General features: G+C 63.3%; 21 protein-coding genes and 2 pseudogenes. 15 read left to right on the top strand and 8 right to left on the bottom strand.

Translation table 11 applies throughout. The features are described from left to right. Window positions 1–169 precede the first annotated feature (169 nt). Window positions 170–1,084, top strand: a complete 915-nt coding sequence (locus HU738_RS14065; protein ID WP_186603842.1) for a LysR family transcriptional regulator — start codon at window positions 170–172, stop codon at window positions 1,082–1,084. Between the two features lie 10 nt (window positions 1,085–1,094). On the opposite strand, the gene HU738_RS14060 is transcribed toward HU738_RS14065, so the two are convergent. The 3 genes from HU738_RS14060 to HU738_RS14050 form a co-directional block, all read right to left on the bottom strand. Then, complete coding sequence (locus tag HU738_RS14060; protein WP_437182025.1) at window positions 1,095–2,480, bottom strand: MFS transporter; 1,386 nt, start codon at window positions 2,478–2,480, stop codon at window positions 1,095–1,097. Window positions 2,481–2,557: 77 nt separating this feature from the next. After that, window positions 2,558–4,141, bottom strand: coding sequence for an aldehyde dehydrogenase (NADP(+)) (locus HU738_RS14055; RefSeq protein ID WP_186603844.1), 1,584 nt, complete (start codon window positions 4,139–4,141; stop codon window positions 2,558–2,560). 98 nt (window positions 4,142–4,239) lie between these two features. After that, entirely contained in the window at window positions 4,240–5,187 is a 948-nt protein-coding gene (locus HU738_RS14050) for a LysR family transcriptional regulator (RefSeq protein WP_176508007.1), read from the bottom strand. 115 nt (window positions 5,188–5,302) lie between these two features. Here HU738_RS14050 and HU738_RS14045 point away from each other — a divergent pair, with 115 nt between their 5' ends. Together HU738_RS14045 and HU738_RS14040 are read left to right on the top strand one after the other, a co-directional pair. Continuing rightward, a complete protein-coding gene (locus HU738_RS14045; RefSeq protein WP_186603845.1) occupies window positions 5,303–6,484 on the top strand; it encodes a fumarylacetoacetate hydrolase family protein in 1,182 nt (393 codons plus the stop codon). Between the two features lie 19 nt (window positions 6,485–6,503). Further along, window positions 6,504–8,291: an IlvD/Edd family dehydratase gene (locus HU738_RS14040; protein ID WP_099814521.1), complete on the top strand. Its 1,788-nt coding sequence runs from the start codon at window positions 6,504–6,506 to the stop codon at window positions 8,289–8,291. A gap of 16 nt (window positions 8,292–8,307) precedes the next feature. Here HU738_RS14040 and HU738_RS14035 read toward each other — a convergent pair whose 3' ends face one another. Then, window positions 8,308–8,700 carry a RidA family protein gene (locus HU738_RS14035; RefSeq protein ID WP_186603846.1) on the bottom strand — a complete coding sequence of 131 codons (393 nt, stop codon included), beginning with the start codon at window positions 8,698–8,700 and terminating at the stop codon, window positions 8,308–8,310. Window positions 8,701–8,823: 123 nt separating this feature from the next. On the opposite strand from HU738_RS14035, the gene HU738_RS14030 reads away from it, so the two are divergent. Together HU738_RS14030 and glsB are read left to right on the top strand one after the other, a co-directional pair. Then, window positions 8,824–9,732, top strand: coding sequence for a LysR family transcriptional regulator (locus HU738_RS14030; protein WP_176508004.1), 909 nt, complete (start codon window positions 8,824–8,826; stop codon window positions 9,730–9,732). Between the two features lie 103 nt (window positions 9,733–9,835). Then, entirely contained in the window at window positions 9,836–10,744 is a 909-nt protein-coding gene (gene glsB / locus HU738_RS14025; RefSeq protein WP_099814518.1) for a glutaminase B, read from the top strand. Window positions 10,745–10,761: 17 nt separating this feature from the next. Here the strand turns inward: glsB and HU738_RS14020 are convergent, their stop codons facing one another. Then, window positions 10,762–11,886 carry a sensor histidine kinase gene (locus HU738_RS14020; protein ID WP_186603847.1) on the bottom strand — a complete coding sequence of 375 codons (1,125 nt, stop codon included), beginning with the start codon at window positions 11,884–11,886 and terminating at the stop codon, window positions 10,762–10,764. Between the two features lie 150 nt (window positions 11,887–12,036). On the opposite strand from HU738_RS14020, the gene HU738_RS14015 reads away from it, so the two are divergent. Continuing rightward, window positions 12,037–12,399 (top strand): response regulator, encoded by a 363-nt coding sequence (locus HU738_RS14015; RefSeq protein ID WP_186603848.1) that lies wholly within the window; start codon window positions 12,037–12,039, stop codon window positions 12,397–12,399. Between the two features lie 120 nt (window positions 12,400–12,519). On the opposite strand, the gene HU738_RS14010 is transcribed toward HU738_RS14015, so the two are convergent. Then, entirely contained in the window at window positions 12,520–13,404 is an 885-nt protein-coding gene (locus HU738_RS14010; RefSeq protein ID WP_186603874.1) for a homocysteine S-methyltransferase family protein, read from the bottom strand. 118 nt (window positions 13,405–13,522) lie between these two features. On the opposite strand from HU738_RS14010, the gene HU738_RS14005 reads away from it, so the two are divergent. Further along, the gene (locus HU738_RS14005) at window positions 13,523–14,344 is read left to right on the top strand and encodes an ABC transporter substrate-binding protein (RefSeq protein WP_176508001.1); all 822 of its coding nucleotides are present in this window, start codon (window positions 13,523–13,525) and stop codon (window positions 14,342–14,344) included. Continuing rightward, window positions 14,341–15,162: an amino acid ABC transporter permease gene (locus tag HU738_RS14000; RefSeq protein WP_186603849.1), complete on the top strand. Its 822-nt coding sequence runs from the start codon at window positions 14,341–14,343 to the stop codon at window positions 15,160–15,162. The genes HU738_RS14005 and HU738_RS14000 overlap by 4 nt, the downstream gene beginning before the upstream one ends. A gap of 377 nt (window positions 15,163–15,539) precedes the next feature. Here HU738_RS14000 and HU738_RS13995 read toward each other — a convergent pair whose 3' ends face one another. Both HU738_RS13995 and HU738_RS13990 read right to left on the bottom strand, forming a co-directional pair. After that, complete coding sequence (locus HU738_RS13995; RefSeq protein ID WP_186603850.1) at window positions 15,540–16,034, bottom strand: GNAT family N-acetyltransferase; 495 nt, start codon at window positions 16,032–16,034, stop codon at window positions 15,540–15,542. Between the two features lie 38 nt (window positions 16,035–16,072). After that, entirely contained in the window at window positions 16,073–16,273 is a 201-nt protein-coding gene (locus HU738_RS13990) for a DUF1737 domain-containing protein (protein ID WP_186603851.1), read from the bottom strand. A gap of 279 nt (window positions 16,274–16,552) precedes the next feature. On the opposite strand from HU738_RS13990, the gene HU738_RS13985 reads away from it, so the two are divergent. The 7 genes and pseudogenes from HU738_RS13985 to HU738_RS13960 all read left to right on the top strand — a co-directional run bounded on the left by HU738_RS13985 (window position 16,553) and on the right by HU738_RS13960 (window position 21,005). Then, window positions 16,553–17,335: a hypothetical protein gene (locus HU738_RS13985; RefSeq protein WP_186603852.1), complete on the top strand. Its 783-nt coding sequence runs from the start codon at window positions 16,553–16,555 to the stop codon at window positions 17,333–17,335. A gap of 669 nt (window positions 17,336–18,004) precedes the next feature. After that, on the top strand, window positions 18,005–18,247 hold the full coding sequence (locus HU738_RS13980) for a hypothetical protein (RefSeq protein ID WP_186603853.1): 243 nt from the start codon (window positions 18,005–18,007) through the stop codon (window positions 18,245–18,247). 103 nt (window positions 18,248–18,350) lie between these two features. Further along, window positions 18,351–18,617, top strand: coding sequence for a DUF3077 domain-containing protein (locus HU738_RS13975; RefSeq protein ID WP_186603854.1), 267 nt, complete (start codon window positions 18,351–18,353; stop codon window positions 18,615–18,617). Window positions 18,618–18,724: 107 nt separating this feature from the next. Beyond that, complete coding sequence (locus HU738_RS13970) at window positions 18,725–19,003, top strand: DUF3077 domain-containing protein (protein ID WP_186603855.1); 279 nt, start codon at window positions 18,725–18,727, stop codon at window positions 19,001–19,003. Between the two features lie 57 nt (window positions 19,004–19,060). Then, a pseudogene (locus tag HU738_RS13965) lies at window positions 19,061–20,020 on the top strand (AAA family ATPase); the annotation flags it as partial. Beyond that, window positions 20,016–20,712: pseudogene (locus HU738_RS25995) on the top strand (integrase domain-containing protein); the annotation flags it as partial. The pseudogenes HU738_RS13965 and HU738_RS25995, both read left to right, overlap by 5 nt. Further along, the gene (locus HU738_RS13960; protein ID WP_186603856.1) at window positions 20,709–21,005 is read left to right on the top strand and encodes a hypothetical protein; all 297 of its coding nucleotides are present in this window, start codon (window positions 20,709–20,711) and stop codon (window positions 21,003–21,005) included. The pseudogene HU738_RS25995 and the gene HU738_RS13960, both read left to right, overlap by 4 nt. Window positions 21,006–21,100: the final 95 nt, after the last annotated feature.

Below are 21,100 nucleotides of genomic sequence, written 5' to 3'. Positions count from 1 at the left end.
CTGAAGTGCGGCTCTTTTTATTGTTGAAGGCGCCCGGAGTGACATGCAGCGCAGGGAAGCGTGGCAGCTGTCGCCGATGTCTGGCTGAAGAATCCTCAGTAATCACCGATGGAGCAAATGATTAACCATCGTTACTATCGATGGATCGACCCGTGGACAGGATCAGGTGATGCGCTTTTCGCTGGAGCAGTTGCAGGTGTTCGTCAGCGCCGTTCAGGCCGGCTCGTTTTCTGCCGCAGCGCGACGACTGGGGCGCACCCAGTCGACGGTCAGCGCGGCCATCAGCAACCTGGAAACCGACCTGGGCGTGCAGCTGTTCGACCGCACCAGCCGCATCCCGGCCTTGACCGCGGCGGGCCATAAACTGCTACTGCGCGCCGAGGGCATCCTGGAGCGCTGCTACGCCCTGGAGGGCAGCGCCGACAGCCTGGCAGGCCAGGTGGAAGCCGCGCTGACCCTGGCGATCGAGGTGCCCTATGGCCCGCTGATAGCGCCCTTCAGAGGCTTCGACGCGGCGTTTCCGTTTGTCGACCTGTCGATCCGCCACCCGCTGCACGGCGACGTCAGCGAAATGATCCTGACCGGCGAGGCCGACCTCGGGGTGAGTTTCGCCCAGCCCGGCTACCCGCCGGAGCTGGCCTTCCAGCAGCTGGGCAAGCTGATCATGACCCACGTCTGCCACCCGCACTTCGCCTTGGCGCGGCAGTGCCCGGTCAGCTTCGCCGACCTCAACGCCCATCGCCGGCTGGCGTTTTTCGCCCATGCCGACAAGCTGCCCAGCAGCGAATACCTGCGGGCCGGCCAGCTGTGGCGGGCGGAGAGTTACCTGGCACTGGTCGAGATGGTGCGCGGCGGGCTTGGCTGGGCGACCCTGCCGCGCCTGTTGGTGCAGCGCGAGCTGGAAAGCGGGCAGCTGGTGGAGTTGCAACTGGAGGCCTACCCCCACACCGACTGGCTGGTGGGGGTGGACCTGCTGTGGCATCGCAAGCGCCAGCCTGGCCCGGCGGCGCGTCACCTGCGCGAATGCCTGCAACGCAGCAAGGTGTTCGAGCTGGACCGCATGGGCAAGTCGACCACCTTGTGACGGGCGCCGCTCAGGCCGCCTCCAGTTCCAGTTGCTTGCGCGGCTCGGCAGCCGAACGCTTGAGCATCGCGGCGGGGATCGCCAGGATCAGCAAGCCGCTGACGAACAGGCACAGGCCCAACACGTAGGTGCCGTCGTTGATGTTACCGGTCAGGTTCTCGGCCATTGCCGTGATCATCGAGCCGGTGAAGCCCGACAGGTTGCCGATGGCATTGATCATGCCGATGCCCGCCGCCGCCGCGACACCGGACAACACCGTGCCCGGCAGGGTCCAGAAGATCGGCATCAGGCTCAGCACCCCCGACGCGGCCACGGTCAGGAACAGGATCGATAGCGTGACGTCATGGGCGAACGCGGCGCTGAGGATCAGCCCGCAGCCGCCGATGAATGCGGGGATCGCGGCATGCCAGCGGCGCTCGCCGGTGCGGTTGGAGTGGCGCGCATTGAGGAACATGGCCACGATCGCCACGCTGTACGGGATGGCGGTCAGCAGGCCGATCTCCAGGCTGCTGGTCACGCCCGCGCTCTTGATGATCGACGGCATCCAGAAGGCCAGGCCATAGAAGCCGGTATTGAAGGTCAGCAGGATCAACACCAGCAGCCACACCCGCGGGTTGAAGAACACCTCGCCGAGCCGCGAGACCTTGCCGTCTGCTTCCTGTTGCAGGTTGGCCTTGAGCAACTGCTTCTGCGCAGCCGACAGCCAGGCGGCCTTGTCGATGTTGTCGCACAGGCAGGTGAACACCACCACGGCCATGATCACCGAAGGCACGCCCTCGACCAGCAGCATCCACTGCCAGCCGGCCAGGTCATGCCAGCCATCCAGGCGCGTCATCAGCCAGCCTGATAGCACCCCACCGAGGGTGAGGCTGACCGGCATCGCCATGAGGAAACCTGACATGACCCGGCTCTGCCGATGGGTCGGGAACCAGTAGTTGAGGTAAAGGATCACGCCGGGGAAGAAACCGGCCTCGCAGATGCCCAGCAAGAAGCGCAGCACGTAGAACATGGTGCTGGACTCGATGTGGAAGAACCCGGCCAACGGCTGGGTGAACGCGACCGCCATCGAGATGATCGCCCAGCTCAGCATGATCCGGGCGATCCAGAAGCGCGCGCCGTAGCGATGCAGCAGCAGGTTGCTGGGCACCTCGAACAGGAAGTAGCCCCAGAAGAACACGCTGGCACCCAGGGCGTAGACGGTGTTGCTGAACTGCAGGTCGTCGAGCATGCTCAGCTTGGCGAAGCCGATATTGACCCGGTCAAGGTAGGCGGCGATGTAACACAGCAGCAGGATCGGCAGGATACGCAGGATGACCTTGCGGTAGGTACGGTCTTCGAACGCCTGATCGGCGCTGGGAGCAACAGATGGATGAGCCATGGCCAAGCCTCGTGGCATGTCGTGCATGCCTGATTGTTGTTATTGGAAGCCCACCGCTGCAGGCGCAGCCGGTGGGTGACTATCAGCAGCGGTAATCAGCGAATCGGGTCACGGCTGGGCTGGCCGTCGACCAGGCGCAGCAAACCGAGCGGGTTGGCATCGCGCAGCGCCTCGGGCAGCAACGCATCGGGGAAGTTCTGGTAGCACACCGGGCGCAGGAAACGGTCGATTGCCAGCGTACCAACCGAGGTGCCACGGCTGTCGGAGGTGGCCGGGAACGGGCCGCCATGGACCATGGCGTCGCACACCTCGACGCCGGTCGGGTAGCCGTTGACCAACACGCGGCCGGCCTTCTGTTCGAGCACGGCCACCAGCGGCGCGGCGTGCGCCAGGTCGTCCGGCTCGCCGATCAAGGTGGCGGTCAGTTGCCCGCCCAGCGCCTGCAGCGCGGCCAGCAGCTGGGCCTGGTCGGCGAGTTCGACCAGCACGGTGGCCGGGCCGAAGATTTCCTCCTGCAGCAGCGCTTCGCCGGCCAGCAACAGCTGCGCATCCGCCTGGAACAGCTGCGGCCAGGCCTGGTTGCCCTGCTGCTCGGCGCCAGCCAGCAAGCGCACGCCGGCCTGCGCCTTGAGCGCGGCCACACCGTGGGCATAGCTGGCCAGGGTGCCGGCGTTGAGCATGGTCTGTGGTGGCTGCTCGGCCATCTGCGCAGCCAGCTGCTCGACAAAGGCGCTGAAGGCTGGCGAGCGCACCCCCAGCACCAGGCCAGGGTTGGTACAGAATTGCCCGCAGCCGAGCACCACCGAAGCGACCAGCTCGCGGGCCACGGCCTCGCCGCGCGCGGCCAGCGCCCCGGGCAGCACCAGCACCGGGTTGATGCTGCTCATTTCGGCGAACACCGGAATCGGTTGCGGCCGCGCCGCCGCCATGTCGCACAGGGCGCGGCCGCCCTTGAGCGAGCCGGTGAAGCCCACGGCCTGGATGGCCGGGTGCTTGACCAGCGCCTCACCGACCCGGCCACCGTAGATCATGTTGAACACCCCGGCCGGCATGGCACAGCGCTCAGCGGCAGCGACGATCGCCTCGGCCACCCACTGCGCCGTGGCCATGTGGCCGCTGTGGGCCTTGAACACCACCGGGCAGCCGGCGGCCAGCGCCGCAGCGGTGTCGCCACCGGCCGTGGAAAACGCCAGGGGGAAGTTGCTGGCGCCGAACACTGCGACCGGCCCCAGGCCCATGCGGCACTGGCGGATATCCACGCGCGGCAGCGGGGCACGCTGGGGCTGCGCACGGTCGATGCGCGCGCCGAGGAAGTCACCGCGGCGCAACACCGTGGCGAACAGCCTCAGCTGGCCGCTGGTACGCGCCCGCTCACCCTGGATACGGGCGGGTGGCAAGGCCGTTTCCTGGCATACGGTGGCGATGAAGTCGTCACCCAGGGCATCGAGGGCATCGGCGATGGCGTCGAGAAACTCGGCGCGGCGAGCGGCGGGCAAGGCCCGGTACACGGGGTAGGCAGCTGCAGCGGCCAGGGCAGCGGCATCGACTTCTTCGTCGCTGGCCTGGTAGAACGCGCCTGGCAGTGGCTGCCCGCTGCGTGCATCGACACTGTACAAGGCCGCCTGACCGGTGGCGCGGCGAACCCCGCCGATGAATTGCTGGCCTGCGTGGGACGTCATGGATGATTCCTCGGCATTGCAAAAGACATGGGTCGCTAATCTAGGCGGCTGTGCGATGCTTTCCCAATGGCATTTATCGATCATCCGATAACGGCGCGTTATCGCTCCCCTTCCCCTCGGCCCGCGTGGGCCAGCAGGATCTCGGCGAACTCCAGCGCCGCGCCGCTCAACGGCTCGCCCTTGCGGGTGAGGATGCCGTAGTCCTGCGGCGCCAGGTGCAGCGGGGTGTCGAGGTTGACCAGCACCCCGCTGGCCAGGTGCGGCTCGACCATCGCCTGGGGCAACATGCCGATCATCGGCCCGCCCAGCAGCACCTTTAGGAAGGTCTGCATGGAGATGGTGTCGATGGTGTTGCGCGGCACGGCCACGCCCGCCTCAGCGAAGGCCCGCTCCATGCGCCCGCGAATCGGGGTGCCCTTGGGGTAGAGAATCCACGGCCACTCCAGCAGCTGCGGCAAGGTCACCGGCCCGGCAGCGCTCAGCGGGTGCTGGTCGTTGACCACGAAGCAGAACGGTTCCGGTGCCAGCGGCTGGAAGTCGAAGCGCTGGTGCTGGGACACGTCGGTGAAACGCGCCACGGCCAGGTGCAGCTGCTTGTCTTCGAGCATGGCCATCAGGTGATCACTGGTCTGCTCCACCACCTCGATCGACAGCAACGGCTTGCGCTGCTTGATCGCGACGATGGCATCGGGCAGCGCCACGGCGGTGGCGGCGAAAATGCCGCCTACCTTCAACTGCCCGTGGCCGCCCTGGCGCAGGCTGTCGATCTGGTCGACGAAGTTGCGCGCATCGTTCAACGCTACCTGGGCGTAGCGCAGCACCTGCTCGCCAAGCGCCGTTGGCGGCATGCTGCGCGGCAGCCGTTCGAACAGGGCGAAGCCGAGCAAGTGCTCGATTTCCTTGAGCATCTTGCTGATCGCCGGCTGGGTCAGGTTCATCTGCTGCGCCGCCACGTGCATGTTGTGCGTGCGCCCGAGGGTCTCGATCAGCAACAGGTGGCGGAACTTGAGCCAGTTGCAAACGTGGGAAAAGGAAAGGTCCGACATGCACGCCCCTGTCGCTGCGATAACCGCTTGTTATTGAATGGTGAGATTAAGCCATTGGAGTTTATCGCGCCGCTTGCCTAGCGTGCAGCTCTCACGTTCCGAGAGATTGCGATCCATGCCGATGACCCTCACCCCCGCCAACACCCTGCCTGCGGACGGCCTGACCGGCACCCTGATCGGCCGCGCCTGGACCCCGGGCGAACCTGGCGGCCCCTCGCCGATCACCGTGCGCCCGGACGGGGTATTCGACCTGTCCGAGCGCTTTGCCACCCTCAGCCAGCTGCTGGAAAGCGACGACCCGTTGCACGCCGTGCGCAGCACACCAGGCCGCTTCCTGGGCAGCCTCGAAGCGTTGCTGGCCAACAGCGGCGAAGCGTTCGACGCCCAGCAGCCCTACCTGCTTGCCCCGGTCGATTTGCAAGTGATCAAGGCGGCCGGGGTGACCTTCGCCGCCAGCATGATCGAGCGGGTGATCGAAGAGCAGGCAGCCGGTGATGCCAGCAAGGCCGAGGCGGTGCGCGCCACCGTGCATTCGGTGATCGGCGACAACCTGCGTGCAGTGCGCCCCGGCTCACCACAGGCGATGGCCCTCAAGGCACTGCTGATCGAGCAAGGCATGTGGTCGCAGTACCTGGAGGTGGGCATCGGCCCGGATGCCGAGGTATTCACCAAGGCCCCGGTACTGGCGGCCGTCGGCAGCGGCAGCGCGATCGGCGTGCACCCCGGCTCGGCGTGGAACAACCCCGAGCCCGAAGTGGTGCTGGCCGTGGACAGCCGCGGACGCATCCACGGCGCCACCCTGGGCAACGACGTCAACCTGCGCGATTTCGAAGGCCGCAGCGCGTTGCTGCTGAGCAAGGCCAAGGACAACAACGCCTCGTGCGCGGTCGGCCCGTTCATCCGCCTGTTCGACGAAAGCTTCGACCTGGACGCGGTGCGCCACTGCGTGGTCGACCTGGAAGTCCAGGGCGAGGACGGCTACCGCCTGGTCGGCAGCAGCTCGATGGACCAGATCAGCCGCGACCCTGAAGACCTGGTGCGCCAGACCCTCAACGCCAACCATCAATACCCCGACGGCTTCCTGCTGTTCCTTGGTACGCTGTTCGCCCCCATCGAAGACCGTGACCAGCCGGGCGCGGGGTTCACCCACAAACCGGGTGACCGGGTGCGCATCGCCAGCCCCCTGCTCGGCCAGCTGCACAACCAGGTGACCACCAGCGACCAGGCTGCGCCGTGGACCTTCGGCCTTGGCGCGATGATGCGCAACCTGGCCGCCCGCGGCCTGCTGCAGCGCTAAAACAACAAGAGAGCATGACATGACCGATACCGCCAAACGCCCGCTGCGCAGCCAGCAATGGTTCGACGACCCGAGCCACGCCGACATGACCGCGCTGTACGTGGAGCGTTACATGAACTACGGCCTGACCCGCGACGAACTGCAGTCGGGGCGGCCGATCATCGGCATCGCCCAGACCGGCAGCGACCTCACCCCGTGCAACCGCCACCACATCGAACTGGCCCAGCGGGTCAAGGCCGGGATCCGCGATGCCGGCGGCATCCCCATGGAATTCCCCGTCCACCCGATCGCCGAACAGAGCCGCCGCCCCACGGCCGCCCTGGACCGCAACCTGGCCTACCTGGGGCTGGTGGAGATCCTCCACGGCTACCCCCTGGACGGCGTGGTGCTGACCACTGGCTGCGACAAGACCACCCCCGCCTGCCTGATGGCCGCAGCCACCACCGACCTGCCGGCCATCGTGCTGTCGGGCGGGCCGATGCTCGACGGGCATCACAAAGGCCAGCTGATTGGCTCGGGCACGGTGCTGTGGCACGCCCGCAACCTGATGGCCGCAGGCGAAATCGACTATGAAGGCTTCATGGAAATGACCACCGCCGCCTCGCCGTCGGTGGGCCACTGCAACACCATGGGCACGGCGCTGTCGATGAACGCCCTGGCCGAAGCCCTGGGCATGTCGTTGCCGGGCTGCGCCAGCATCCCCGCGCCCTACCGCGAACGCGGGCAGATGGCATACGCCACCGGCAGGCGCATCTGCGAACTGGTGCTGCAGGACGTGCGCCCGTCGTCGATCATGACCCGCGAAGCCTTCGAAAACGCCATTGCCGTGGCTTCGGCACTGGGCGCCTCGAGCAACTGCCCGCCGCACCTGATCGCCATCGCCCGGCACATGGGCATCGAGCTGTCGCTGGACGACTGGCAGCGCATTGGCGAAGACGTACCGCTGCTGGTCAACTGCATGCCCGCCGGCAAGTACCTGGGCGAAGGCTTCCACCGCGCTGGCGGCGTGCCGGCGGTGATGCATGAACTGCGCAAGGCCGGCCGCCTGCACGAGGCCTGTGCCACGGTCAGCGGCAAGACCATCGGCGAGGTGGTCAGCGATACGGTTACAAGCAACCGCGAGGTGATCCTGCCGTTCGACGCGCCGCTCAAGCACAACGCCGGGTTCATCGTGCTCAGCGGCAACTTCTTCGACAGCGCGATCATGAAGATGTCGGTGGTTGGCGAGGCCTTCCGCAAGACCTACCTGGCCGAACCTGGCAAGGAGAACAGCTTCGAGGCCCGCGCCATCGTGTTCGAAGGCCCGGAGGACTACCACGCGCGCATCGACGACCCATCGCTGGACATCGACGAGCGCTGCATCCTGGTGATCCGCGGCGCCGGTACCGTGGGTTACCCCGGCAGCGCCGAAGTGGTCAACATGGCGCCCCCGGCCGCGCTGATCAAGCAAGGCATCGATTCGCTGCCGTGCCTGGGCGACGGTCGCCAGAGCGGCACCTCGGCCAGCCCGTCGATCCTCAACATGTCACCGGAAGCGGCGGTCGGCGGCGGCCTGGCGCTGTTGCAGACCAACGACTGGCTGCGCGTGGACCTCAACCAGCGCCGCGTCGACCTGCTGGTGGACGATGAAGAAGTGGCACGCCGCCGCGCCGCCTGGAAGCCGAACATCCCGGCCTCGCAGACGCCCTGGCAGGAACTCTACCGCCAGCTGGTGGGGCAGTTGTCCACCGGCGGCTGCCTGGAGCCGGCGACGCTGCACATGCGCGTGATCGCCCGGGAAGGCGGGATGCCGCGGCATTCGCACTGAGCGTGAGGGCCGCGCATCAGGGTAGCTTGGCAATGACTTTGATCTCGAAGTCGAAGCCTGCCAGCCAGGTCACCCCGACCGCGGTGACCGTCGGGTAAGGGGCCTCGCCCCAGAACTCGGCGGCGACCGCCCATAGGGTTTCGAAGGTGGTGTCGGGGTCGATCATGAACAGCGTGGTATCGATCACGTCGGCGAAACTGCAGCCCGCCTCGGCCAGGATGGCGTTGAGGTTGGCAAACGCCAGGCGCACCTGCGCCGCCAGGTCGGGCTCGGCCGAGCCATCCTTGCGGCTGCCTACCTGGCCGGACACGAACAGCAAGCCATTGGCGCGGATCGCCGGCGAGTAACGGTGCAGGTCATACAGGGCGTGGCGGTCAGGCGGGAAGACGACATCGCGTTGATAGGTCATGGCAGAACTCCGGGTGGGTTACGGTGCAGCCACTGTAGAAACGCCGCCTGCGCGGATAAACGGGCAATGCTGGTCATGACTGTTTGTATACTCCAAACAATCCTGACCTGAGCGAGCCTTGAAATGGACCGTATCAATGCGATGCAGGCCTTCGCCCGCGTGGTGGAAACCGGCAGCTTCACCAAAGCCGCAGACACCTTGGGCATGAGCAAGACCAGCGTGACCCAGCTGGTCCAGCAACTGGAGGCCCGGCTGCGCGTGCGCCTGCTCAACCGCACCACGCGCAAGGTCAACGTCACCGCCGATGGCGCTGCCTACTACGAACGCGTCGTGCGGTTGCTGGCAGATATCGACGATGCCGAGACCAGCCTGTCCAGCGCCTCGGCAGCCCCGCGCGGGCGCCTGCGGGTGGATGTTCCCAGCCCGCTGGCACGCCTGCTGCTGATCCCCGCCCTGCCCGGTTTTTATGCCCGTTACCCGGACATTCAGCTGACCCTGGGTGCGAGCGACCGCATCGTCGACATCATCGAAGAAAACGTCGACTGCGTGGTGCGCGGGGGCGAGATCACCGACCAGTCCCTGGTGGCGCGGCATGTGGCCGACCTGAAGCTCGGCGTCTACGCGACCCCGGGTTACCTGCAGGAGGTTGGCCGGCCCGTGCACCCACGGCAACTGGAAGAGGGCCGCCAGCGCACGGTCAGTTACCTGTGGTTTCGCACCGGCAAGGCGTTGCCGCTGGTCATGCAGCGCGGCGAAGAGCGCGTCGAGGTCCAGGGCCGTTCGCTGCTGACAGTCGACGACGGCAACGCCTACCTCGCGGCCGGCCTCGCAGGCCTGGGCGCGCTGTGGCTGCCGCACTACATGGCCAGGCCGCACCTGGCCAGCGGCGAACTGGTAGCGCTGTTCGAGGACTGGCAGATGGCGCCCATGCCGCTGTACCTGGCCTTCCCGCCCAACCGCCACGTCAGCGCCAAGCTGCGGGTATTCATCAACTGGGTGGTGGAATTGATGGCCGAGCACGCCGGGCCATGATCACCAGCGCCATTTGTGCACACGCGTGTGATTTCTGCCGTGCGATCTGCGTCACAAGCGCAACCCCCTCGCTGTCGTCCGGGGACTGATAACAAGGCCTTCCATGCAAACGCTGTTGAACGAGATTCTCGACGAAGTGCGCCCTTTGATCGGCAAGGGCAAAGTGGCTGACTACATCCCGGCGCTGGCCGACGTGCCGGCGAATCAGCTGGGCATCGCCGTGTATGGCAACGACGGCAGTTACTACTGCGCAGGCGACGCCTTGGTGCCGTTCTCGGTGCAGAGTATTTCCAAGGTGTTCAGCCTGGTCCAGGCGATCGGCCATTCCGGCGAAGCCATCTGGGAGCGCCTGGGCCATGAGCCCTCCGGCCAGCCGTTCAACTCGCTGGTGCAGCTGGAGTTCGAGCGTGGCCGCCCGCGCAACCCGTTCATCAACGCGGGCGCGCTGGTGATCTGCGATATCAACCAGTCGCGCTTTGCCGCGCCCACCTTGTCGATGCGCGACTTCGTCCGCCGGCTGTCGGGCAACCCGCACATCGCGATCGATGCCAAGGTCGCCGACTCGGAGTATCAGTTCCGCGCGCGCAACGCCGCCATGGCTTACCTCATGCAGTCGTTCGGCAACTTCCATAACGAAGTCGAGACGGTGCTGCGCAGCTACTTCAGCTACTGCGCGCTGCAAATGAGCTGCCTGGACCTGGCGCGGGCCTTCTGCTTCCTGGCCAACGACGGGTTCTGCAAGCACAGCGGCGAGCAGATCCTCAGCCGCCGCCAGACCCAGCAGGTGAACTCGATCATGGCCACCAGCGGGCTGTACGACGAGGCAGGCAACTTCGCCTACCGGGTCGGCTTGCCCGGCAAGAGCGGCGTGGGTGGCGGGATCGTGGCCATCGTACCGGGGCAATTCACCGTGTGCGTGTGGTCGCCGGAGCTGAATGCGGCGGGTAATTCACTGGCGGGGATGGCGGCACTGGAGTTGCTCAGCGCACGGATCGGGTGGTCGGTTTTCTGAGGCGGGCAGCGGGGGCGTCAAACGTCAGACAGGATGACCTCGAATAGCGTCCCCTGCTCCGCTGTCGACACGACCTCGATCCTGCCGCCATGGCTGGCGACGATCTCCGCCGCGATGAACAGCCCCAGCCCAAGCCCGGCAGCTGAGCCCCGGTCGCCGTCCGCATAGCTGGAGTAGCGGCCTTCGGGTTTGAACAGATAAGGCATCACGGCCTCGGGAATCGGCTCTCCCGAGTTGTGCACGCTGATGCGTGGCACACCGGCCTCATGGGCCAGCGTGACTCGGATGGGCAGTGTCGAATCGCCATGGCGCAGGGCATTGCCGATCAGGTTGGAGAACACCTGAGCCATGCGTTCCGGATCAAACTGGCCAGTAATCAGCGCGGCCTCCTCGAATACGATTGTCGCCTCAGGGGTGGCCGCGCGCAGTTCGTCGATGACCGAACGACAGATCGCGTTCAGTTCCACCGGCTGCGGGTGCACCGGAATGCCTGTCCCCAAGTTGCAGCGCGCCAGGTCCAGCAGGTCGTTGACTATGTTGTTGGCGCGGCGAGCGCTGTTACACACCTGGGCCGCCAGCTGCTTCACCTTCTCGTCTGACGTGCCCTGGCGCAGGATGAGGTCGCCGGCCATGAGCACCGCGCCCAGTGGCGAGCGCAGATCATGACCCAGCACGGCCAGGACCATCTTGCGGGTTGATTCCACCGCGGCGCCGTAGGCTGCGACGGACTCGACCAGGGCCTGGTCTATTGCCTCGTTGAACCGGATCATGTCCTGAACATGATGCGCGTCCCGCATGGTCTCTTGTGCCAACCACAATGAAAGCACGCTGGAACGCAAGGCCCGGTACTCCGCGACCAGCTGGTCCATGGAAAAGCCGGCAATCAGGCGCGTCACCGCATGGGAATGAGCTGCCGTGTCGCTGGACTGTTGAGGGCCCCGGCCTTGCGCTTTTTCGGCCTGTTGATAGGGCGTCTGAGCGGTGCGCATGTCGGCGGCAACGGTACGCAGGATTTTTTCGGAATGGTTTCTGAGGCCGACTGAATCCTGCTTGGGCAAATCCGTCTCGACTGAGCGGGCAAAGTCTTCCCAGGCCAAGAGAATGCTCTCCATGTCGCTCTCGATGAAGTCATACAGTCTCATTGCGATCCTCGCCCAGCTCCCTGATCAAACGTCCAACCAGCCTAGCCCAGGAACTGGATCGGGCAAAGAAACCGCTTGAGCGCCTTTCGTCCACTTTTGGAAACGACTTGTTATAACCCGCATCTAGATGGCCAGGGACAGGGGGAAGCGATGAAAAGCCATGTACTGGTAGTGGAAGATGACGAAATCCTGCGGTGGTTGATGAGCGAAGCAGTAACGCACTTCGGCCACCGGGTCACCGACTGCGCCAATGCCGATGACGCCTTGGCGGCCTTGGCGCGTCTGCCAAACCTGGCACTGGTGATTACCGATGTGCGCATGCCTGGGCACCTGGATGGTCTGGGCCTGGCCAAAGCGATCTGGGCAGAACACCCCGAACTACCCGTGATCATTGTCTCGGGCCATAGCATCGTCCCCCCCGGCTTTCTCCCTGCCAATGCGCGCTTCATCCGCAAGCCCTGCACACTGGACATCCTCAACAGCGCCATCGCAGAGCTGCTTCCCGCCCACTGACTCCTGAAGTGGCAGCACTAGCGCGCCCCCTGTGGGAGCGGGTTTACCCGCGAACACGGGCGAAGCCCGTGCCATCCACCAGGTATCTTTCACCCCCCAAATGCCGCGCCACAGTGCCTTTCAATCCAGGCCGCGTTTGATCTCAGCAATATGCTCCGGCCCGATGCCACAGCAGCCGCCGATCAGGCTCGCCCCACGCGCCCGCCAGTCGCGAGCCCACACCAGGTAGCCCGGCGGGTCGAGGTCTTCCCGCAGTTCATCCAGCCCATCGTTGGCCGTGGCTTGCTTCGGTTGCGGCGGGAAGGCATTGGCGTAGGCGCCGATGGCGATATCCGCCTGGCGGGCGTCGATCACCGAGCGCGCCACCTCCAGCGCCGCGCCGATGACTTCCGGCTGGCTGCAATTGAACAGCACCGCCGCAACACCGAGGCCGGCCACCGCTTCGATGGCATGGGCCACCAGCTCGCCGGAACGCAGGCGAGGCACGCTGTCGACCTCTTCGTCCTGCAAGGTGAACGACACCCAGAATGGCTTGCCGTCCGCTGGCAAGTGGCTGTGGATGGCCCGCACCTCGGCAATCGAGCTCTGGGTTTCCGCCAGCCACAGGTCCACATGCGGCGCCAGCCCTTGCAGCAGTGGCGTCAACACCTCGGCCACCCGCTCCGGCTGGAACAGGTCTGGCCGGTAGGAGCCGAACAACGGCGGCAGCGACCCCGCCACCTGCACCGGCTGCGCACTGGCATCGGCCGCCCGACGGGCCAGCTGGCCCGCCACCGTGGCCAGTTGCAGGCCCTCCTTGGCAAACCGCTCCTCGCCGATATGAAACGGCACCACCGCATAGCTGTTGCTGGTGATCACCTGCGCCCCTGCGGCAATGAACGCGGCATGCACCCCGACCACCGCCTCGGGGGCCTCGCTCAGCGCCAGCGCCGACCACTCGGGCTGGCGGAACGGCGCGCCGCTGCGCTGCAATTCCCGCCCCATGCCACCATCCAGAACCACCATCGCTCGCTGTGTCATATAACGTCTCTAAAGGTGCTTATGATTAAAATTCATTATATTTCGATTATTTATAACTATTTAATACCTCCTGTCCCGTTTTGCCAACTTTTCAGGTGTTTACATGCGCATCCCTGCCCTGCTCGGCGCGAGCCTCCTGTTGCTCGCTACCGCTACCCAAACCTTCGCCGGCACCACCCTCGAGCGCGTCGAGACGAACAAGGAGCTGGTCAACGTGCTGATGGAAAGCTACCCGCCGTTCTCGTTCCTCAACGCGCAGAACCAGCTCGACGGTTTCGACGTCGATGTGGCCAAGGCAGTGGCGCAGAAGCTCGGCGTCAAGCTGCGCCTGGAAACCCCTTCCTGGGACGTGATCGCCGCCGGTCGCTGGAGCGGGCGCTACGACATCTGCATCTGCTCGATGACCCCGAGCAAGGCCCGCGCCGAAGTGTTCGCCTTCCCGGTGGAGTACTACGCCTCGCCCGCCGTCATCGTGGTCAACGCCAAAGATGACCGCATCCACGGCGCCAAAGACCTGGACGGGCGCAAGGTCGGCCTGACCGCCGCCTCCAGCTACGAGAGCTACCTGAACAAGAACCTGGTGATCGAAGGCGCCGAAGACCGCCACATCGACTACCCGTTCGAGGCCGTGCAGATCGCCCCCTACGACACCGACAACGTCGCCTTCCAGGACCTCGGCCTGGGCGCTGGCGTGCGCCTGGACGCCATCCTCACCAACCTGGTGACCGCCAAGCCGCGCCTGGACCAGGACAACCGCTTCAAGCTGGCCGGCGCCCCGCTGTATGAAGAGCCGAATTCGGTGGCCATCGAAAAAGGTGACCCGGAGTGGGACGCCAAGGTGCGCCAGGTGTTCGCCGAGCTGAAGGCTGACGGCACGCTGGCGCAGATCTCGCAGAAATGGATCGGCGCCGACATCAGCAAATGAGCACCTTCCCCCCTGCCCCCAAACCCGTGGCCCGCGCCACGGTTGCCGGCCTGTTCGGCTTCCGCACCCGGTTGTACCTGACCTGGCTGGCGCTGTTCGCCCTGTTCGTGGCGTTCTTCCTCAGCTTTGATCTGAAGTTCGCGATCATCGTCGAGAAATTCCTCAACCTCGCCGGCTTCAAGCTCGGGCCCAACGGCTTTTTGCAAGGCGCTGCGCTGACCCTGTTCCTGTGCCTGTGCTCGATGGTGGTGTCGGTGGCATTCGGCTTTGCCGCCGCGCTGGCGCGCCTGTCGAACAGCGCAGTGCTGGTGGGCATCGCCAGCTTCTACACCTCGTTCTTCCGCGGCACCCCGCTGCTGATCCAGATCCTGCTCATCTACCTGGGCCTGCCGCAGCTGGGCCTGGTGCCCGGCGCCATCAGCGCCGGCATCATCGCGTTGTCGTTGAACTACGGTGCGTACCTGAGCGAGATCTTCCGCGCCGGCATTCTCGGCGTCGCCCGCGGCCAGCGCGAAGCCGCCCTGGCACTGGGCCTGCGGCCGGTGCAGATCTTCACCAGCATCGTACTGCCCCAGGCCATGCGGGTGATCATCCCGCCCACGGCCAACCAGTTCATCTCGATGCTCAAGGACTCGTCGCTGATCTCGGTGATGGGGGTTTGGGAAGTGATGTTCCTGGCACAGTCCTATGGGCGCTCAAGCTACCGGTACCTGGAGATGCTGACCACGGCGGCGGTGATCTACTGGGTGTTGTCGATCCTGCTGGAGCTGGTGCAGGCACGCCTTGAGCGGCACTTCGGCAAGGCCTACCAGCGCTGACCCACCACTGAACTGCGCCCCCAACTGTAGGAGCGGATTTATCCGCGATGGGCCGCAAAGCGGCCCCATGTACCACAACCCACCACCGCCCCCACCTCACTCAGCCCCCGGTGGAATCCCATCCTTGTTCTTGTCCTTGAGCCGCGCTTTTTCCTCTTCGGTCGAGTGTGCCGGCACATCGGCGGGTTGCTGATCCTGTTTCTGGTCTGTCATGGCATAGCCCTCACAATTGATCCCAGAATTGTGAATACGCCGACCAGACAATGGTTCCTCAATATTCGCCAAGGCCTACCAGCGCTGTCTCCCCGCATATCGCACTGCTGTAGGAGCGGATTTATCCGCGATGGGCCGCAAAGCGGCCCCAGCTCCCCCACGCTTTAGGCCTCTTCCTGTTTGTAAATCCGGAACCCCCGCGCCTGATAGTTACTCAGCGCAGCAGGATGGTCCAACGTGCAGGTATGCACCCAAACCCGCTCTGTCCCCTGCCACGCCCAAGCGGACTGAATAGCGTGACTCAACAGCGCCCCGCCGAAGCCACACCCCAGGAACTGAGGTGCCAGCCCGAAATAGCGGATTTCACTGTTACGCCCATCCGGCCGGTAAAGCTCGTAATAGCCCGCTATCGCCCCCCGATGATAGGCAACCCAAGTACGGTGGCCTTCCTGCTCAACCAGTGCCTGCCAGTCCGACAGCGTCCACACATCAAGGTCGCCCCATTCCCAAGCCGTGCCCACCAACTGGTAGAGAAACCGATTAAGTTCCGGCTGAGGCACTTCACATTCGATGATCTGAAGGTCCTGAGGCTGAGGCTTTGCCTTCAGCTCGGAGGGCGAGGTCATTTCCAGGTAATACGTGGTGCAAGACTGTTCCATTTGACGATCCTTACTGCTTCCCGCTAACCATTAACCGCTTATGAAGACGAAGCTACTTGGGCACCTGGCCAAGTCACCGCCTGCGCTACGATCACATCCTTGCCATTGAACGTGAGTGCAGGCCCGCCATGGAGTTGATAGCCCAGCTTCAAGGCATCACTGACCCGGTGGCAAAAGGAGGCATCGTCGGGGCCGGTGAGCACCCGGTAAATCGGCAATCCATCCGGGGGTTGGGTCATCTATTTGGTCCTTGCGGTAGTCAATATGTATTCCAAGAATACCGTTACAACACAGACTCTGGGAGCGGGTTCATCCGCGAAAAATCTAACACGGTGCCTGGCACCGGCATTGCTGGTGTTCGCACCCAACAGCCGCTCCCGCAGGCTAGCGGCCCTGTGTCGCGACTTCGTTTCTTACCCCCTCATCGCGCGACATCAAATTGACACCACTCCGCCAATTTGCAAACCTTCTGCACCCACAACACCCGGCCGACAGATGCAGCCTTGGAAAGACACGCGATGGAAAGCAAGCAGCAGCAATTGATGAAGGCGTACCGCCAAGCACTATCAGACTTACCGCTGCATTGGCTGGACCGCAGCCGCGAGCACGAAGCGGATTTCAAACATCTTTCAGGCTTGTTTCTTCCTGGTACGTCACCGGAATTTGAGCAAGCGGCAAAACGTATCATGGTTGTGGGCCGGGAAACGCGTCGTTGGGATGTGCTGACCTCCGGCAAGCCCTTCATTGATCTGGATGAGTACATCCACCGCGCCATGGCAAGACAGCAAAGTCATTTGGCAGAGTACTTGAACGACAAAGCCGACCGAGGGGCTAGCTTCTTCAACTTTCTCCGTGAACTTCACAAGGCCGACTCACCCATAGGCATCGCTTGGGCCAACCTCTTCAGCTTTGCATGGCAGCGAGGGTCCCCCATGCGATGGCGGCATTTCGAAGATCTCGCCAAGGTCTCCAAGCGCCTGCTCGAGGCGCAAATCACCATTCTTCGTCCAGACATCATCGTGTTTGCCAACGGCGCGAGCAGCGCCCGCATAAGGCAGCAGTTCTTCCCCCACAAAGGCGAACTCAGCGTTTGCAGCGAGCTTGGTGATTACCGCATGCAAGGCATCCCGCTAAACCAGCTGTGGCGGTTCCGCCTGCATGGTTCCATACAGTGCTACCGCATTCAGCACCCGAGCAGTGTCAGTGCCCACTCACGCGCAGCACGTCGCTTTCTGCTGGACGAGATACTTCTTGGCAATCTGCCGAATGATAAAAGCGCCGCGCCCCATCGGTACGCTTGATGGCAGAACTACAGTAAAACCGCGCCCATTTTGCGCTCCAACAGACAATCGACTAACACTTGGCTACCCTAGAGCGCCTGGTATGCCCAAGCTTGAATGTGTTCGCCGGAATGCGGGATGGCTAGGCTTCCGCAGCAAAACTAGTAAAGCACCTGCTACCTCTTCAACCCCTGCGATCAAGCCCGCAATAGGGGTACGACTCCCGATCCACTTCTTGACCAAGTGCTAGCGCAACCGTAGCGGCGGACTCTCCGCCCCTGAACCTCCAAACTACATAGGTGGATGTTCAACTTGGAATCGGTGGTTCGCTTGAGGCCTGCAAGACCTTGAGAGAGGAAGGGGCGTTACAAACTGTTACGTCGAATGGCAAAAAAAATCAGATTTAGCCCCTTCCTTGTAGGACCTTTCCCAAAGATACTGCCGACGCCCATTTTTCGTTGCACATGCTCAATCTGGATTCTAGTCTCGGCCGGTCGCTGCCAATTCAGCGATCGGTTTTGACAGACCGTCGATTGTTGTCCGTGTGCACACGCTTATGGCGGCTGTACGTGCGGGCACATTATTGTGCGCCGAGTGCCAACAATCTCGGTCTGTCAACCCGCGTACAGCTGCCACCTTCCCGTTTGACAGCGAGGCAGATCGCAGCTCAACCATTGTTGGAGCGTAAGCATGCTGAAAGTAGTTCCAGACCCACCCCACAATATCCACTCCCTCGAAGACACGCTGATGATGGCGGCCGATTACGCACTCTGCGCGGAGGTCGTTGCCCAGCAGGCGATGTTGATGCAGCCCAAGTCTCCCGTTTCGCTGTTGATCATGACCTCAATGCACGAACTCGAGGCCCTGCGCAAATTGCTCGAATCGGCGCTGGTCCAAATCCAGAAACCAGCCGACCCGCAGACGCTGCATTAATTCGCATCATGATCCTGCCTGGTCTGGCGCTTTCGTCTTCGGGTCCCCAGCTTGCGAGCGATTGGGCCAGCCCAGGCAGCTACAACTTCAGGGAGATCAACCAATGGCCACAGAAGAAACCAAATTCACAGTCGGCAAAACCACCTTCTATCAAGGTGACAACCAGACCTATCCCCTCTTCCGCATCGAACCCGGCATCCCTTGCCAAAGCGCCCGCGAACAGGCCTCTGAACTGATGGGCTACGTCCGCGACCTGACCATCGACGGCCTGATGGAAGACAAACCCCAACTGCTCTGGGCCTCGCACTACCTCAGCGCCCTGGCCAAGGCCCTGCTCGATGATGCAGAGCTGGGCATGATGAAGGATTGAACCGTCAGCACCGGCGCCACCCAGGTGTAGCGGCCTTTTGCCGCGAAAGGGCCGTAACGCGGCCCCAGCAACCCAAGCCCCTGCGCCGACTCCAGGAGATCTCACAGATGCCCCAAAACAACACCCCAAGTAGTGGAAGCGACAACATTCCGGCCCCAAGCTACAAATCATCCCAATCATTGATCACCGCAATCCCCGGGATACCTACCACTCAAGCAAAAGAACAAGCCGCGAAACTGTTGGACGGCGCGCGCTACCTCAACCACACCGGCCTCATGCTAGGCGACCACCGAAGAGTCGCTGCCTCCCACTACCTCAACATGATGGTTCGCGCCTTGTTCGATGAACTCGAACACAGCCATCCCCGCACGCCAGCTGACCGGTAGTAACGCCGCCCCAGTTCAGCCACAATCGGTCACTCAGTTCAAGCTGGGACGCACCGGATGCTCACCACCCTCGCCATCGGCAACTACCGCTCGATCAATCACCTCGTGTTGCCACTAGGCCAACTCAACCTGGTGACGGGTGCCAACGGCAGCGGCAAATCCAATCTCTACAAGGCCCTGCGCCTGCTCGCCGAAACCGCCCAAGGCGGCGTAATCGAAGCCCTTGCCCGTGAAGGCGGACTGGATTCGACCTGGTGGGCCGGGCCTGAGATGAGTGCGCGCATGAAGCGCGGCGAGGTTCCCATCCAAGGCCAGCATCCAAGCGACGTCAAACGCCTGCGCTTGGGTTTTGCCACCGAGGATTTCGGCTTTGCCATCTCGCTCGGCCTGCCGATTCCCCTGCCCTATCCCACTGCATTCATGCTCGACCCCGAGATCAAATCTGAAGCCATCTGGGGTGCTGGAGCCTACCGCCCCTCTTCCTTATTGGTAGAGCGCAAGAACGCCATGGTCCGCGCCCGGGAGGGCAACAGCTGGAAGGTGCTCGATCAGCATGCCGATAGTTGTGAGAGCTTCTTCAACATCGTCGGACGCCCCCGCCAAGCGCCGGAGATCGGCGAGCTGCGCGCGTTCATCAACAGCTGGCGGTTCTACGACCACTTCCGCATCGACCGCGATGCGCCCTGCCGTCAGCCTCAGTTGGGCACTCGCTCGCCAGTGCTGCACCACGATGGTCGCAACCTCGCTTCAGCGCTGCAGACCATCATCAAGAACGGAGAGGTGGAAGACCTCGTGGCCGCGCTGGAGGATGCATTCCCGGCCACCGCCTGGAGATCGATGCGCCACCGGGTGGCCTGTCCAGCGTGCGGTTGTACCAGCACGGGCTGCTGCGACCATTGGGCGGTGCCGTCGGACGGGACACTGCGCTACCTGTCGCTGATGGCCGCGCTGCTGACGCCACGGCCGCCATCGCTGATGGTGCTCAACGAAACGGTGACCAGCTTGCATGCCGATTTGCAGCGTTAACCGCACCCTCGCTGCGCTGCGCGGTGATCAGAACGTGAGAATCATCAGTCCGAGCCAGGCCTTGGGACAGCAGCGTTCCACAATTCGCACGCGTGCACCGGATGGCCAAGACCAACAACACATTAAAGCGTTTGCTGCATGTGCTGCTTGACTAGAAACATGAGCGCGTGGCCGCGATTGTGATGTTGACCCGCACTACCGGTATGCACCTGCGCAAAGCAGTCTTGGCAGATCTGCCACGCTTGCTCCGCCAAGCCAAGCACATTGGCCGTATCAACATTCAAGAGGGTACCTAGGGAGGGCGCTCGAGGGCATCAGCGCCGCGTTGGATCATCGCGAACGAAAAAGTAATCGCGGCACTCGAGTCGGCGCGTGAAGCGTCTCCCGTCGGCAGTCGCAACTTACTGGACCGCACTGAATGCTACGCCGCTTTCTTGCAACGAACGGTTCTCCCCGCCTGCGAAGTGCTGCGTACGTACGGATTGAAAGGCTTCCATGAATTGCGCGCAGTCTACGCTTGCGAACGCTACACTCAGCTCACAGGCCACCCTGCCCCAGTCAATCGATGTAAGAACTATCGTATTGATTGCTATTTAGATCAAGCAGCCCTCAAGCAAATTAGCCTCGAGCTAGGAATTTATCGGGTTGATGTGGTTTCCGCCAACATTGGAGGGCGGATATGACCAAACCTTTTGATATGGGGGCGTTTTTAAGCGGTGTTTTAACGAGCTCGAAGCTCACCCAGCAGCGACACCTACGGCAAGCTAAGATCATGCAAGCAGCCATTCAGCTTCGATGGCAGCAAGACAATGCTTGGGTTTGGCAGCTTAAACACTTGCGATGGTTTTTCGCACAAAATCTAAAAAATCGCTCTTACAGCACCCGCTATTACTGCAGACTAACAACTTTGATTATCTATAAACGGCTAGGCAAGAATGATCAGATGCTCATCGATTGGCTGAACACCCAGAAATGATAGCCCCGCCATCCTCTTTCTCGCCCGTCCATCTCAGCGAGCGCATCTTATTAGATGCGAAACGCTGCGATGGGGAGACATAGACTTCAGACGAC

Source organism: Pseudomonas vlassakiae (genome assembly GCF_014269035.2).
Classification (GTDB): Bacteria; Pseudomonadota; Gammaproteobacteria; order Pseudomonadales; family Pseudomonadaceae; genus Aquipseudomonas; species Aquipseudomonas vlassakiae.
This window is presented reverse-complemented; position numbering and strand designations above follow the sequence as displayed.

Bases quoted from the DNA above. Each gene is read 5' to 3' on its own strand.
- HU738_RS14065 (WP_186603842.1), top strand. From the start codon at position 170: ATGCGCTTTTCGCTGGAGCAGTTGCAGGTGTTCGTCAGCGCCGTTCAG.
- HU738_RS14060 (WP_437182025.1), bottom strand. From the start codon at position 2,480: ATGCCACGAGGCTTGGCCATGGCTCATCCATCTGTTGCTCCCAGCGCC.
- HU738_RS14055 (WP_186603844.1), bottom strand. From the start codon at position 4,141: ATGACGTCCCACGCAGGCCAGCAATTCATCGGCGGGGTTCGCCGCGCC.
- HU738_RS14050 (WP_176508007.1), bottom strand. From the start codon at position 5,187: ATGTCGGACCTTTCCTTTTCCCACGTTTGCAACTGGCTCAAGTTCCGC.
- HU738_RS14045 (WP_186603845.1), top strand. From the start codon at position 5,303: ATGCCGATGACCCTCACCCCCGCCAACACCCTGCCTGCGGACGGCCTG.
- HU738_RS14040 (WP_099814521.1), top strand. From the start codon at position 6,504: ATGACCGATACCGCCAAACGCCCGCTGCGCAGCCAGCAATGGTTCGAC.
- HU738_RS14035 (WP_186603846.1), bottom strand. From the start codon at position 8,700: ATGACCTATCAACGCGATGTCGTCTTCCCGCCTGACCGCCACGCCCTG.
- HU738_RS14030 (WP_176508004.1), top strand. From the start codon at position 8,824: ATGGACCGTATCAATGCGATGCAGGCCTTCGCCCGCGTGGTGGAAACC.
- glsB (WP_099814518.1), top strand. From the start codon at position 9,836: ATGCAAACGCTGTTGAACGAGATTCTCGACGAAGTGCGCCCTTTGATC.
- HU738_RS14020 (WP_186603847.1), bottom strand. From the start codon at position 11,886: ATGAGACTGTATGACTTCATCGAGAGCGACATGGAGAGCATTCTCTTG.
- HU738_RS14015 (WP_186603848.1), top strand. From the start codon at position 12,037: ATGAAAAGCCATGTACTGGTAGTGGAAGATGACGAAATCCTGCGGTGG.
- HU738_RS14010 (WP_186603874.1), bottom strand. From the start codon at position 13,404: ATGGTGGTTCTGGATGGTGGCATGGGGCGGGAATTGCAGCGCAGCGGC.
- HU738_RS14005 (WP_176508001.1), top strand. From the start codon at position 13,523: ATGCGCATCCCTGCCCTGCTCGGCGCGAGCCTCCTGTTGCTCGCTACC.
- HU738_RS14000 (WP_186603849.1), top strand. From the start codon at position 14,341: ATGAGCACCTTCCCCCCTGCCCCCAAACCCGTGGCCCGCGCCACGGTT.
- HU738_RS13995 (WP_186603850.1), bottom strand. From the start codon at position 16,034: ATGGAACAGTCTTGCACCACGTATTACCTGGAAATGACCTCGCCCTCC.
- HU738_RS13990 (WP_186603851.1), bottom strand. From the start codon at position 16,273: ATGACCCAACCCCCGGATGGATTGCCGATTTACCGGGTGCTCACCGGC.
- HU738_RS13985 (WP_186603852.1), top strand. From the start codon at position 16,553: ATGGAAAGCAAGCAGCAGCAATTGATGAAGGCGTACCGCCAAGCACTA.
- HU738_RS13980 (WP_186603853.1), top strand. From the start codon at position 18,005: ATGCTGAAAGTAGTTCCAGACCCACCCCACAATATCCACTCCCTCGAA.
- HU738_RS13975 (WP_186603854.1), top strand. From the start codon at position 18,351: ATGGCCACAGAAGAAACCAAATTCACAGTCGGCAAAACCACCTTCTAT.
- HU738_RS13970 (WP_186603855.1), top strand. From the start codon at position 18,725: ATGCCCCAAAACAACACCCCAAGTAGTGGAAGCGACAACATTCCGGCC.
- HU738_RS13960 (WP_186603856.1), top strand. From the start codon at position 20,709: ATGACCAAACCTTTTGATATGGGGGCGTTTTTAAGCGGTGTTTTAACG.